Source organism: Pantoea sp. Fr+CA_20, from assembly GCF_024520835.1.
Taxonomy (GTDB): Bacteria; Pseudomonadota; Gammaproteobacteria; order Enterobacterales; family Enterobacteriaceae; genus Pantoea; species Pantoea allii.
Window position 1 is genome coordinate 1 of record NZ_JALNPN010000025.1, and the last position, 11,261, is coordinate 11,261.

Here is an 11,261-nt window from a genome sequence, read left to right on the forward strand (position 1 = left end):
CCGCACTCCACGCTGAATTATCAGACGCCGTCTGAATTTGCAGCGAGCTGGAGAAAGGGTAATTCTGAGAGTGAAGGATCCGACATTACTAACTGAGCTTTGTATCTAATCCTGGGGGCAGGTCAGAGGGATGATGTATACGTAATGAACACATGTGTGTTCTGGCGGGGAAACCATTCCGTGTACATGAGCAAGCAGAATGACCAGCATCCTTTCTTCAACGGGCATCGATACAGCCAGACATAACCAGGCCAGGACGACAAATCTACGGCCGGACAAACAATTTCTTAACCAAATACCTAGATATGTGTGCTGGCGGGATGGTTCCGCTCTCTGCGCTAAAATACGCTGCTGCGGATTCAACGGAGATGAACCTGAAAGTATGTGCGCTGACGGGCATAGATGAAGTAATCCAGTGCCCGGTGTGTGCTGACGGGTTTAGGACACACAAATGTGTGTGCTAGAGGGTGTAAGTTACGTGCTGAGATGCAATTATGTGTGCTGGCGGGTATCTCACATGCATTAGAAACAGGGGTATATGTGTGCTGGCGGGCAGCAGATATCTGCGAGTTGTCCTGATGAATGATAACGAAGAAGCAACCAGCCTGGAGTGTGTGCTGGCGGGTAAAAATTCTGTGTTTAACGTGCAAAAATGTGCGCTGGCGGGGAAAATCCCTATTCAATGACCGAATATGTGTGCTGACAGGTACTAACTCACCATAGAGAAATGAATATGTGTGGTGACAGGCGCGTATTCATAGAAAAGCTGAGTATGTGTGCTGGCGGGTTCACCGGCAGGAACGTTGCTTCAGAGCCGGACACTACCGTGACGAACACGTATTTATCCCATCAGCACACACTCAGATATCGGAAGGTTTCAGCTTGGGGTTACGTTTATGAATGATAACAAAGTTTTCGCGGGCTTTACGGACGAGCGAAAACTCCAGATAGCCGATATTCTGTAACTGCTCAAGCGCCTTTTTGATCGTACGGTTTTGTTCACTGACAGAACTGCTGAGAGAAAGGCGCTCGCGCAGTCTTGAGAAGCTGACTGGAATCGGATTGGCAGGAAGACTTTCAATAAAAGTATAAATAGCCTGGGCGGCTTCCTTCTTTGGAAGTGCTTTAATGGCGTGATGCTGCAAAAGGACTCTGTAGTCTAACTGGAACAACTCCCACAGTTTTTCATCAGCTTCCAGCTGGACAATATCTCTCTCAGCATCAAAATAACCGGTCTTCAGAAGGCCTGTCTGATAACTTCCCCTCGCATCACTCCCGCGTTTGAAAGAGATTGATTTATTACGAAGTTTGCCCAAAGACTCATGAATGGTAAGCCGGAGTCGGGCGTCAATTCGTTTAGCAGAAAATCCACACCCTTTGGCAAACTCAGTGAACTTCAGTTCGATTTTGTTTGATGCCAGACCATACTTGCTGAAGGCATAAATTACTCCAATCCAGACCTTAAAATCACTGTCCATATTGAGCCTTGGCCCAGAAATGTTGATGTGATCATAGCCTTCAGCCCGGGCTATCTCTAACTGTGAGAATAATTCAGATGCATCCACTACATTATTTTCGCCCTGAGATTTTGTGGGCTTAGGAACAAAAACGCCAAGGCGCATAAGCGCTACAGGCTGGACGGTATTATTGGAATTAACTGTGAGTTGTTTGTCTTTACTGACCATGTCACTGTAAAGTGCATCACCGATAAATGACTCATCTTTCATATAATTATCTCACTTAGTAGTCACAGGATCTTACTGTGAGTAAAGATCACCTCTATCCCAACAGCACACACATTACATCCCAACAGCACACATTACCAGCCCATCAGCACACATGTTCTTCCCGCCAGCACACATGTTTATCCCACCAGCACACATCTGTAATTAGCTTGAAGTCAGTCACCACAAGGTCTGAGAGATAGCGGGATCTATTTGGAGCTATAAGGATCTTACTGGAATATTTATTGGATCGAGCCTGTGCACATGTGGATAAACGACCATCTTTACTAACGCGCCTTCGGCTTGTTCAACTGGCTAAACGAACACAAAAAATTTGTATTCGTTTAGCCAGTTTCTGATGAAAAGCTTATGTAGCAGGTTCACTCTACGAATTTCCACACATGAGGAGGAACACAGTCATACAGCTTACCTGTGGCCAGTTCCGCCTTACGGTGATCGTAGGCTCGGGTGATTTCATATTGTTCTTCAGTGTGGTCTGAATACAACAGATGTTCATACACGGCTTCAAGCGTCTCCGCTGAACGGCAGCGGCGAAATCTCATGAGCCAGTCTGTTTTTGTCATATTTTTCCTTATAATTGTGGCAGCAGCTTGCCGGACAGCCTTTGTGAACGGCAGGTCGTTTTGTGAGAGAAAATCTTTTTTTCTTAAATAAGGATTTTAAAGTGGCCACAAAGGCCTGATCAATCAGTATTGAATACTCTGGAGCGGAAAGCTTCAACACTGAGTGACAGTAAAGAACGGGCAGGGAAATGAAACCGCATACCATCAACTCTTCGATTTTCAGTCTTGTGTGCTACGACGTCAGCACAGGCCTTCTCGAGCTGGAATATCGCAACGGGACCAGCCGCCGCTGGCTCAGCGTGCCGGTACGTGTTTATCACACCTTCTGCAAAGCCAGCGATCCGGATGCCTACTTCCGTACCAGTATCGATGGCCATTACACTTCCCTGCGGGGAAAACTCAGCTTCTGAAGGATTATCAGCCTGGCAGGGAAAGATGTCTTCACTTTTACCGGCAGGACCAACATTCATGACCGGCTCTGCCATCATGCGTACATATTCCTCATAATCATTTTGCGCTCTGTGCCTGACGCAGCTGAACGAACGTGAGAAACGCCGCGTGTAACCACTTCGCTTTTCACGGACGGCCTGCATCAGCGTCTGCTGGACCCACAGCCAGAAAGAACGCCCTCTGTCTGAAGGGACCGGGTATCCGGCCTTTTTCATGATCTTACGTGCAACGCTTTCGGTCCAGCAATTTATCAGCGACAGTGCACCATTAATATCACCACGTGATGTCAGTAAATTAATTTCATGAAACTGGTTCATATTATCCTCTCTGTATCTTTTATTCAGATTATCGGAAAGGGAATTCATTACTTCAGTCGATAATTGTTATAAGTTATTAAAATTTTTTAATTGTGAAAAGATATTGTTTATTTGTTGAACGTACCGGAGCTATTATTAATCCCTGATTAAACAGGGTGGATAAATAATGATAAAAATAAACAGTTGCTGTCTGCTTCTTCTGACAGCTCCCTTTTATTCCTGTTCTGAATCTGACCTCCAGGCGGGTTTTTCACCGGGCGGCACTGCGCAGGAACTCATCACCGACTTCATCCGCTCCGCTACGGGTTCTGCTGACGTGGCTGCGTACGAATTTACCAGCGAGCCTGTGGCAGAAGTGCTTCTGCAGCTCTCGCGCCGCGGTGTCCCTGTAAGATTAGTGGCCGACGAAAAGAAAAGTCACGACCGCTGGTCGCTGGTTAATGAGCTGGCCTGTTCTGGTGTCCAGGTCAGAACAGATTCGCAGTACAGTATTATGCATAACAAATTTATTGTGACAGGAAATCACGGCGTGCAGACGGGCTCTTTTAATTACACCTCGTCGGCTGAAAAGCGTAATGCTGAAAATACGCTGGTTATCAGAGATACTTTGTCAGTGAGTAAGCAGTATCAGGATGAATTTAACCGGCTCTGGGCGGAATCATCGCCTCTACAGTGCAGCCGATAATAACAATATAAATAATATTGCCGGTAAGGCGGGCTGTATATGACTAAGAAAAAAGTGTATCCGGTTTACTTCACCGGTCAGCGTGGCCACCACGAGGCCTCAGAAGCTTTTCAGCAGAACGAAACGCCTGTCTGGCAGCGCTGGCTGAAGTATGCCCGCGACAACAAAAAGACCACGGTGGTCACCTGCAGCTGCCTGCCGGCAGAGACGGACCCCGTAAAACGCCGCCTGAAGGTGCACTACTCCCGGGAGACTGAACGCTGCTGGCTCTCTTCATATGCTTTTACGGGCAATGAGCACAAGCCTGACTGCCGGTTTTATTCGGTGTGGTCAGACGAACGGCAGGCGGAGATTTATCAGGGGAATGCAGTACGCTCCGCCGCGGACGGCACCATCGTGGTCCGGCTGCCCACCGGCCTGCAGAAAAAAGCCCCGTCAGAGGTAAAGCTGGCTGAAGACGTGTCTGTTGATGAAGCGGTGAAGCGTAAGCGCCGGCCCTCGATGCGCCTTCTGGGGCTGCTTCACCTGCTGTGGGAACAGTCCGGCATCAACGTCTGGCATCCCGCCTTCGATAAAAAGAAACGCACGCCCGGCTGGGTGAGCTGGCGCCTGCAGCAGACGGCGGGCCGGATACGCGTGGGCCGCGTGCCGCTGCAGGAATCGCTGCTGCTAATGGCCATGAAGGGTACGCCGCAGGTCATTTCAAACTGGGAACACCTGAGAGTGGCCGAAAAGAACAAACGGCGGCTCATCGTGGTGTCCGTGCTGGCCAGCCGGAATGAGGCTGCGGAAGCACGGCTGCAGACCACGCTCCCGCTGGGGCTGTTTTTCGGCTTCCCTGACCTGATGCTGCCGGAAGACGTGCGCCTGCGCCTGGAGAGGAGCTTTGGCCGCGAGCTGGGCGACTGGAGCCGGGGAATGAAAGTTGTGGTCATTGCGGAAACGGAACCGCCCGAAACGACGTTCAGACACGTCGACGGGCGCAACCGGCCGTCCAGCTGCAGCACCGTCATCGACGTGGCGCTGATGACGGTCAGCCCCCGCTTTATTCCGCTGGATTCGGGCTATGAGGGAATGGTGGAAGACCGGCTCTGGCAGGAAAAACGCGCCTTCATCAAGCCGCTGCGCTACGACGGTGAGGAAGACGTGTTTCCGGACTTTGTGCTGAAGGACGTTCCCGGCGTGGATGCGCTGCCGATGGAGGTCTTCGGCATGAACACGCCTGAGTACCTGCAGCGTAAGCAGGCGAAGACCGACCACTACGACAGGGAATACGGGCCGGGCCACTGGTGGTGCTGGAACGCTGCCGACAGGTCAGAGATGCCGGCATTTCCTTCACTCTGAATCTGATCTTGTATACACGAAGGAAGCATCGGTTGAATTACTGAACCTCACAGTCATGTCCCTGACCGTCAGGTTGTCAGGTCAGAACGTGGCGGTTATTGTTTAAGATGCGCGAACATGATGACTGAAGCTGAACTTGCTGGAGCAGGCAGTGGACACGACTGAAGAAATAAATGGCACCTACTTCTACGCGGGCAGACCAAACCTGACCGCAGGTGAACTCTTTTTCATGATTTTCTGCGAGGAAGTCGCTGCACAGCTGGGCGTTGATGACTTCGGCGCGATCGTGGCTATCCTTTCCGGGCGAAATGTCCTGACCACCCGGGCCAAACCACGCGATGCGGAAAAGGGCACATCCTACGCTTCACGTGCTGCGCGCAGAGTATTCCGGACCGCCAGGTTTCCCTTTGGCATTCAGCTCCCCACTGTCGTGGGAGGATATCCCCCCTGGACGGCGCGTATACGATGGACACACAAGCTCAGCACTTTTATCGGGCGTGCGGTCCCTGTAGTGGGCTGGGTGATTCTGGCCAGAGATGTTGCCGATATCAGCTTTCACACGGTCAACCGGTATAACACCATCGCCCGCGGGGAGGATAAGTTATGGTAGATGAGACCCAGGCGCGCGTGATGGCGCTCATTGAGCCGTGGAACGGCCGTTCCCTGCTGACGTTTCGGAAAAAAACGCTCACGCCAGAAACGTCGCTCAACCTGGACATGAAGCTGGACCCGGAAGATGCGGCCGAATGCCTGCAGAACGTCTTTGATGCGTTTGGAATGGATTCCGATCAGGTAATGTTCAGCCGCTATTACCCAAGAAACCCGCGCGAGGCCATCCCTCTGACGATCGATATGCTTATTCAATCCGCTCTCGCAGGTCACTGGCGCTACGAATAAGCAGGACCGTTCAGGTATCGTCACGTGGGGGCAGCGTTTACCCCTGCTCCCGTTCGTAGTAGCAGGTTCCGTCGATGCACCATGTTCTGGCCGCTTCTTCACCGCTCAGCGTGAGGTTATACTCCGGTTTCTGAACGGCAGTTCCCGGCTCGGCCCTGACACACCCGTCCACCGTCGCAACTTTGCCGCTTTTCAGAACCAGCACGGACAGGTCATCGCCGCCAAAAAAGTGGCAGTCCGATTTAACCAGTGCCAGTGTGCCGTATTCCCTGAGATGACCCTTCCGGTATTTGGTGAATCCCAGGCCTGACATCGCAGATTTTAAAACCAAAAAAACGAAAAACATAAGAAGCAGCCCCAGTAAAAGTGTGAAGATTTCAGAGACTGTTTTTTGTCTGCCTGCTGTTTTGCCTGTCATGTCGGTAATCCTCACAGATAATAAGTCAGAGCGCTGATGAAGAACCGGACGGCCGGGCGCAGCAGCACAGTCCGGGGGTTTACAAATACTGGGCTCAGGAACTGCTGCCGGGATTGTTCACCCGGGGAAAGTCCTCAGGCAGCTGCACGTCAGCGAGAAACGGAAGCAGCGCCGCGCCAGCCTGTGAGCCGTCTTCCAGCAGCGTTTCTGTCAGGCGCGCATGCACCCCCCGGTTCACGTCAAAAAAAGCTTCAAGCCGGGCATTCTGGGTGTTCCTGAGCGCGGCAAGATGACGCTGATTGCAGTCGATTTCCAGCTCCGAAGCCGGTTCAGGGTAAAACACGCCGTCGCGGAGATGGCAACTCAGGTAGGCGGTGGCTACGTCCAGCCAGCGTGTGGCGTCGTTCACCGCTCCGAGCGAAACCCGGCTCATGTAACAGCGCTCGCCGGCGGTACCTGCCAGGCAGAGCAGCATTTGCCACTCGGCGGTTTCCTTTTCTGTCAGCTGGGCGAGCGGAACCCCGCTGTTTACAAAACCCAGTGAGTGGCTTCCGTCGGTCCTGTTTTTCACCTGTACTCTGAGCGTGTCCGGCAGCGGTGACCAGGCGGCATAAAGCAGGGCATGTCCGGCTTCATGGGCCGCGATAACGCGCCGGTCCTGTTCGGTTACCGGTCTGGCCGCTTCTACCGACATGGGGGTGTCGAACCGGACGCCGGCAGGCTGCTCATGGTCCATCCGGATCGCCAACTGGCAGACGGCGCCCACAGTCAGACAGCACGCATAGACGGTCAGGATAACCATCAACAGACCAGGCTTCTCCAGAAGGCTGTCAGCAAAGTTTCCGACTGTGGCCATCAGGACGGTGAAGGTGGTAAAGCCGTATAAAAGCACGCGCAGCCTGTAACGCTGATAAAAAAGACCGGCGATAAAACAGCAGGTGACGACCAGTCCGCCCGCATACTGCACACCGGATAACAGCATGGCGGCCGTTTTTGTGACGGGCATTTGAGTGTGCGTCAGGGCCAGCCGCATAACGGTGAGTGCGACGGCAGTTTCCGTCGCAATCCGCAGCAGCCCGGTCAGGGTTAACGGTGAGGTAAACAGCTTCATGGTTTCTGACGCCCCTGCGTGCTTCGGGCACTGTCCATGAGCGTACTGACTGCGTCCGAGAGCTGCTGACTGCGCCCGCTGCGGTAGTCCGGCCAGGGCAGGAAAGGACGTGGCGATTGACCCAACAGCACGAGATTTTCCGGGCAGCGCCAGTCTGAAGGCCCTCCTCTGACATAATGAACGAGCATGGTTTCGCGTGGGCAGTCCACAACACTGTTTTCATTTTCACCGTGTTGAAAGGGGGACACCACGGCGATGCCGTCGCCCGAAACAAACCAGAGACTATCGGCAAAGATGAACGTGAGCAGTAACGTGGCCACTATAGTGCCGCAGTACCAGAAACGACGGGTGACGAGCCAGGCGCGCCGGATATAAATGATGCAGAGGCTCACGGCTGCGAGTAAAACGGCCCACTGTGAACTCAGTGACAGGCGGGAAAACCCGTCATAGCTCATGGTCCGGTCCAGGAATGACAGCGTGACAGCAAAAGGCGATATCAGAGCCAGCGCAAGGAAAGGAATAGCTAACCCCTCCGTGATGTCCCAGGCAGTGCGTCCGGCCCACCCTTTTGCCATGTGGCTGAACATCACCTGCATACCCATGACCATTACAAAACTGCAGAGCATCATATAAAGCATTTCACTGACTTCCTTTTTTGCAGAGGCTGAACGACGGGTATTTACTGTTTTAACCAGATAAAGCTGTAAGCGATTTTCATTATATATTTTTGGGGGTTTAACTATTGAATTTATTTATTGTTAAATTTTTATCTAATATTAACACGCTAATAATTAACAAGTTATTAATATGAGGCTTTAGTATTAATGCTATTTTAGTAGTTGGTTGTCATTTAGGTATAATAGTTGTGTTTTATGTTACCGATGGAAATTTTTTTACATTATATAAAACAAATGAAACATTAAATTTAATTTTTGTAAGTTTATTTCCCGGGGCAGATTGATATATTTTTAAGTTGCAGTGGCTTTACATATGTTCTTCCGTAATGCATTTCCGTTCTTATCATTGAATCCGAAGCTATTATGAAAAAAACTAAGTCTGCACTATTCATGGTTCTGCTGTTCTCCGGTTTTGCCGGCGCCACCTCTGTCGGTCATCTCAGTTTTATCCAGGCAAATGCCGCCCATCCGCAGGCTCAGTTTTTAAAAGTTGGCGATGCTAATGGCGGGAGCGGAAACAACACGCCCGGAGGCCGGCACGGTGACGGCGGCAAAGACGGAAACTGCGGTTAGGAGGGAGGGAACTGCGGTAACGGAGGCGATGCCGGTCCCGGCGGTAAAGGCGGTAAAGGCGGTAAAGGCGGCTCGGGCGGGCCCGGAGGCCGGGACGGGTCATCGGGGATGAGTGGTGCTGAGAGCAGGCAGTGACCCGCCCTTTTGTCAGGTTTCATTAACAGCTGAGGTCAATATGAAAATACGTAGATCGTCCGCGTTGTTACTGATGTTAGTAGCCGGATTATGCCGGGCTGCCCCGGTTATCCATCCGGAATTCCCGCTTCAGAACCCGCAAGCCGCGAGTTTAATTCTGAAAGCGTCAGGCGGAGAACAGTGTGGTGCCTGTGGTAACACCGGTGATCCTAATGATGGCGGTTACCCAGGTCCTGATGATGGCGGTTACCCAGGTCCTGATGATGGTGGTGACCCGGGTCCTGATGATGGCGGTGACCCGAATGGCGGTACCGACGCGTCCTAGAAAAGGCTCACAAAGAGTGTCCGGGATCAGGATGCTCCGGGCGGTTTTTTCTGTAAAGCCAGGGTATGAACGCTGCACATCAGTAAACGGGGGGCAGGCTACCAGTCTGGCGTGAAAGCGGCCCTGCCGGCAACCCGTGTGGCCGGCAGGGCCCGAATTTCCTGCACTTAAGCGCAGAAAGGCCGCCAGAGCGGCCTTTCTCATGCATGCCGGGATCAGTCGCCGCCGTCGCCACCGCCGTCTCCGCCACTGCCGCCGTTTCCGCCGTCGCCCATACTGCCGCCGCTGCCGCCATTCCCGCCAGCGCCCCCGTTACTGCCGTTGCTGCCGTTACCCCCGTTTCCGCCGTTGCCGCCGTTGCCGCCGTTGCCGCCCATGCTGCCGCTGCCGCCGTTCCCGCCGTTCCCGCCGGCCTGCCCGTTCTGGCCGTTGCCGCCATTGCCGCCGTTGCCGCCGTTGCCTCCCAGACCGGCATCTCCGCCGTTGCCGCCATTTGCGCCGGCTCCGCCGTTACCGCCCTGACCACCGTTGCCGCCGATGCCGCCGTTTCCACCCCTGCCACCGTTTTCTCCCGGACCGCCATCAGCCCCTCGGCCCCCGTCCTGTCCCGGACCGCCGTTGGCACCGGCCGCAGCATCAATCAGTATGATACCGGGGTGTGTAAACAAGGGGTCGGCGTGGAGGCCGGCTCTGGCCTGCGGCAGAAGAAGTAAAGACGTCAGTATGACTGCTGTTTTCATTGGAAAATCCTTTTCAGAAAACCTTCGCCTCCCGAGCCGCCTTTGCCACCGGCTCCCCCGTTACCACCCTGTCCGCCGTTTCCGCCCTGACCACCGGCACCCCCGGCACCACCGGCACCCCCGGCACCTCCGGCACCTCCGCTGTCGCCGGAACCGGTGCTGCCCGAATTTCCCCCGTTCCCGCCATTGCCGCCATTGCCACCGTTTGTGCCTTGGCCCGCAGCCCCACCTTTTCCGCCGGCACCGCCGTTATCACCGCTGCCCTTGACGCCGTCGCTGCCTGAGTGAGGTACGGTTGGCTGAACTGAGGATGCGGTATCTGCGTCACTGGCAGTCTGGGCCAGCGAGTAAATCGGATAGGCCGCTGTCAGCGCAGCGGCGATCAGAACTGAAGAGAATCTGGTCTTTTTCATAAGCGGTTCCTGTGCTGTGAAAAACAGAATGCTCCTGCCCGCCCGGGCAAAGGCAGGAGCTGTGGTAGGATGATCAGTCAGACATTAGTCGCCGCCGTCGCCACCGCCGTCGCCACCGTCGCCACCGCCGCTGCTGTCACCGCCGCCAGTGCTGCCGTTGCCGGCATCATTTCCGTTTCCGTCCTGACTGCCGTTGGCGTTTCCGGTGCCGTTGTTGCTGTTGTTGCCCTGATTAGCTCCGTTGCCATTTTTACTGCCGTTGTCGTTGTTAGAATTGTTGCCGTTCTGGCTGGAATTGCCGGTACCGTTGCCGTCATTTCCGCCCTGGCCGCCCTGACCACCCTGGCCGCCCTGGCCCCCCTGGCCGCCAAACGCACCTCCTGCTCCGCCCTGTCCCCCGGCCCCGCCGGCACCCCCTGCTCCGACGAGAAGGAAGGTGGCTTTAGGATTGCTCAAGGCAAAGCCTGATGCAGCGGCATCATACTGCCTCGCCATTCCCTGAGCCGAGTACAGCAGAACCATACTCGCTAACACAGTCATATTTTTAAATTTCACGATGTATCCTCTTATCATGGATAAAATAAATTTATTTACTGCGCAGAATGGGTATTACAGTTTTTCCGGGGTGGTATTGAGTGGTGCTGCAGCCTCCTTTATTTTCAGGTTTTTTTAGTGCTGAAATAAAAGCTAATTCATGTTTCCTCTGCGGGGTAAATTACGCGGAGCAGAGGTTCATGATTATTAGTTGCTGTGTTAATGCAGTGTTAAATATATTGCACACCCCTTTCATTATTGCCATAGTCAGCATGCAGCTTATTTGTTTCGGTGTGTTTATTTTTATTTATTCTGAAATGACTTTAAACCGTGA

At 53.3% G+C, this 11,261-nt stretch carries 15 protein-coding genes; 7 read left to right on the forward strand and 8 right to left on the reverse strand.

Annotated elements, in window-relative coordinates; translation table 11 throughout:
* Nucleotides 1–860 precede the first annotated feature (860 nt).
* Together NR177_RS21145 and NR177_RS21150 are read right to left on the reverse strand one after the other, a co-directional pair.
* Entirely contained in the window at nt 861–1,727 is an 867-nt protein-coding gene (locus NR177_RS21145) for a RepB family plasmid replication initiator protein (protein WP_019105437.1), read from the reverse strand.
* 377 nt (nt 1,728–2,104) lie between these two features.
* Nucleotides 2,105–2,308: an Hha/YmoA family nucleoid-associated regulatory protein gene (locus NR177_RS21150; protein WP_256853558.1), complete on the reverse strand. Its 204-nt coding sequence runs from the start codon at nt 2,306–2,308 to the stop codon at nt 2,105–2,107.
* Nucleotides 2,309–2,496: 188 nt separating this feature from the next.
* Between NR177_RS21150 and NR177_RS21155 the strand changes: the two genes are divergently transcribed.
* From NR177_RS21155 to NR177_RS21175, 5 genes are all read left to right on the forward strand, one after another.
* The gene (locus NR177_RS21155) at nt 2,497–2,718 is read left to right on the forward strand and encodes a KTSC domain-containing protein (RefSeq protein ID WP_256853559.1); all 222 of its coding nucleotides are present in this window, start codon (nt 2,497–2,499) and stop codon (nt 2,716–2,718) included.
* Between the two features lie 523 nt (nt 2,719–3,241).
* On the forward strand, nt 3,242–3,760 hold the full coding sequence (locus NR177_RS21160; protein ID WP_256853560.1) for a phospholipase D family protein: 519 nt from the start codon (nt 3,242–3,244) through the stop codon (nt 3,758–3,760).
* Nucleotides 3,761–3,799: 39 nt separating this feature from the next.
* The gene (locus tag NR177_RS21165) at nt 3,800–5,104 is read left to right on the forward strand and encodes a DUF1173 family protein (protein ID WP_256853561.1); all 1,305 of its coding nucleotides are present in this window, start codon (nt 3,800–3,802) and stop codon (nt 5,102–5,104) included.
* A gap of 151 nt (nt 5,105–5,255) precedes the next feature.
* Complete coding sequence (locus NR177_RS21170; protein WP_256853562.1) at nt 5,256–5,714, forward strand: STM2901 family protein; 459 nt, start codon at nt 5,256–5,258, stop codon at nt 5,712–5,714.
* Nucleotides 5,708–6,001, forward strand: coding sequence for a DUF1493 family protein (locus tag NR177_RS21175; RefSeq protein WP_256853563.1), 294 nt, complete (start codon nt 5,708–5,710; stop codon nt 5,999–6,001). Before NR177_RS21170 ends, NR177_RS21175 begins: the two co-directional genes overlap by 7 nt.
* A gap of 37 nt (nt 6,002–6,038) precedes the next feature.
* Here NR177_RS21175 and NR177_RS21180 read toward each other — a convergent pair whose 3' ends face one another.
* From NR177_RS21180 to NR177_RS21190, 3 genes are all read right to left on the reverse strand, one after another.
* Nucleotides 6,039–6,419 carry a hypothetical protein gene (locus tag NR177_RS21180; RefSeq protein WP_256853564.1) on the reverse strand — a complete coding sequence of 127 codons (381 nt, stop codon included), beginning with the start codon at nt 6,417–6,419 and terminating at the stop codon, nt 6,039–6,041.
* A 94-nt stretch (nt 6,420–6,513) separates the two neighbouring features.
* Entirely contained in the window at nt 6,514–7,530 is a 1,017-nt protein-coding gene (locus NR177_RS21185; RefSeq protein WP_256853565.1) for a hypothetical protein, read from the reverse strand.
* Entirely contained in the window at nt 7,527–8,168 is a 642-nt protein-coding gene (locus NR177_RS21190; RefSeq protein ID WP_256853566.1) for a hypothetical protein, read from the reverse strand. The genes NR177_RS21185 and NR177_RS21190 overlap by 4 nt, the downstream gene beginning before the upstream one ends.
* A 402-nt stretch (nt 8,169–8,570) precedes the next feature.
* On the opposite strand from NR177_RS21190, the gene NR177_RS21195 reads away from it, so the two are divergent.
* Both NR177_RS21195 and NR177_RS21200 read left to right on the forward strand, forming a co-directional pair.
* Nucleotides 8,571–8,780 (forward strand): hypothetical protein, encoded by a 210-nt coding sequence (locus NR177_RS21195; protein WP_256853567.1) that lies wholly within the window; start codon nt 8,571–8,573, stop codon nt 8,778–8,780.
* A gap of 175 nt (nt 8,781–8,955) precedes the next feature.
* Nucleotides 8,956–9,240, forward strand: a complete 285-nt coding sequence (locus NR177_RS21200) for a hypothetical protein (protein ID WP_256853568.1) — start codon at nt 8,956–8,958, stop codon at nt 9,238–9,240.
* A 215-nt stretch (nt 9,241–9,455) separates the two neighbouring features.
* Here NR177_RS21200 and NR177_RS21205 read toward each other — a convergent pair whose 3' ends face one another.
* The 3 genes from NR177_RS21205 to NR177_RS21215 all read right to left on the reverse strand — a co-directional run bounded on the left by NR177_RS21205 (nt 9,456) and on the right by NR177_RS21215 (nt 10,948).
* Complete coding sequence (locus NR177_RS21205; RefSeq protein ID WP_256853569.1) at nt 9,456–9,980, reverse strand: hypothetical protein; 525 nt, start codon at nt 9,978–9,980, stop codon at nt 9,456–9,458.
* Nucleotides 9,977–10,393, reverse strand: a complete 417-nt coding sequence (locus tag NR177_RS23910; RefSeq protein WP_306278065.1) for a hypothetical protein — start codon at nt 10,391–10,393, stop codon at nt 9,977–9,979. Before NR177_RS23910 ends, NR177_RS21205 begins: the two co-directional genes overlap by 4 nt.
* A gap of 84 nt (nt 10,394–10,477) precedes the next feature.
* Nucleotides 10,478–10,948 carry a hypothetical protein gene (locus tag NR177_RS21215; protein WP_256853570.1) on the reverse strand — a complete coding sequence of 157 codons (471 nt, stop codon included), beginning with the start codon at nt 10,946–10,948 and terminating at the stop codon, nt 10,478–10,480.
* Nucleotides 10,949–11,261 lie beyond the last annotated feature (313 nt).

Coding starts and splice junctions, on each gene's coding strand:
- NR177_RS21145 (WP_019105437.1), bottom strand. CDS start 1,727: ATGAAAGATGAGTCATTTATCGGTGATGCACTTTACAGTGACATGGTC.
- NR177_RS21150 (WP_256853558.1), bottom strand. CDS start 2,308: ATGACAAAAACAGACTGGCTCATGAGATTTCGCCGCTGCCGTTCAGCG.
- NR177_RS21155 (WP_256853559.1), top strand. CDS start 2,497: ATGAAACCGCATACCATCAACTCTTCGATTTTCAGTCTTGTGTGCTAC.
- NR177_RS21160 (WP_256853560.1), top strand. CDS start 3,242: ATGATAAAAATAAACAGTTGCTGTCTGCTTCTTCTGACAGCTCCCTTT.
- NR177_RS21165 (WP_256853561.1), top strand. CDS start 3,800: ATGACTAAGAAAAAAGTGTATCCGGTTTACTTCACCGGTCAGCGTGGC.
- NR177_RS21175 (WP_256853563.1), top strand. CDS start 5,708: ATGGTAGATGAGACCCAGGCGCGCGTGATGGCGCTCATTGAGCCGTGG.
- NR177_RS21180 (WP_256853564.1), bottom strand. CDS start 6,419: ATGACAGGCAAAACAGCAGGCAGACAAAAAACAGTCTCTGAAATCTTC.
- NR177_RS21185 (WP_256853565.1), bottom strand. CDS start 7,530: ATGAAGCTGTTTACCTCACCGTTAACCCTGACCGGGCTGCTGCGGATT.
- NR177_RS21190 (WP_256853566.1), bottom strand. CDS start 8,168: ATGCTTTATATGATGCTCTGCAGTTTTGTAATGGTCATGGGTATGCAG.
- NR177_RS21195 (WP_256853567.1), top strand. CDS start 8,571: ATGAAAAAAACTAAGTCTGCACTATTCATGGTTCTGCTGTTCTCCGGT.
- NR177_RS21200 (WP_256853568.1), top strand. CDS start 8,956: ATGAAAATACGTAGATCGTCCGCGTTGTTACTGATGTTAGTAGCCGGA.
- NR177_RS21205 (WP_256853569.1), bottom strand. CDS start 9,980: ATGAAAACAGCAGTCATACTGACGTCTTTACTTCTTCTGCCGCAGGCC.
- NR177_RS23910 (WP_306278065.1), bottom strand. CDS start 10,393: ATGAAAAAGACCAGATTCTCTTCAGTTCTGATCGCCGCTGCGCTGACA.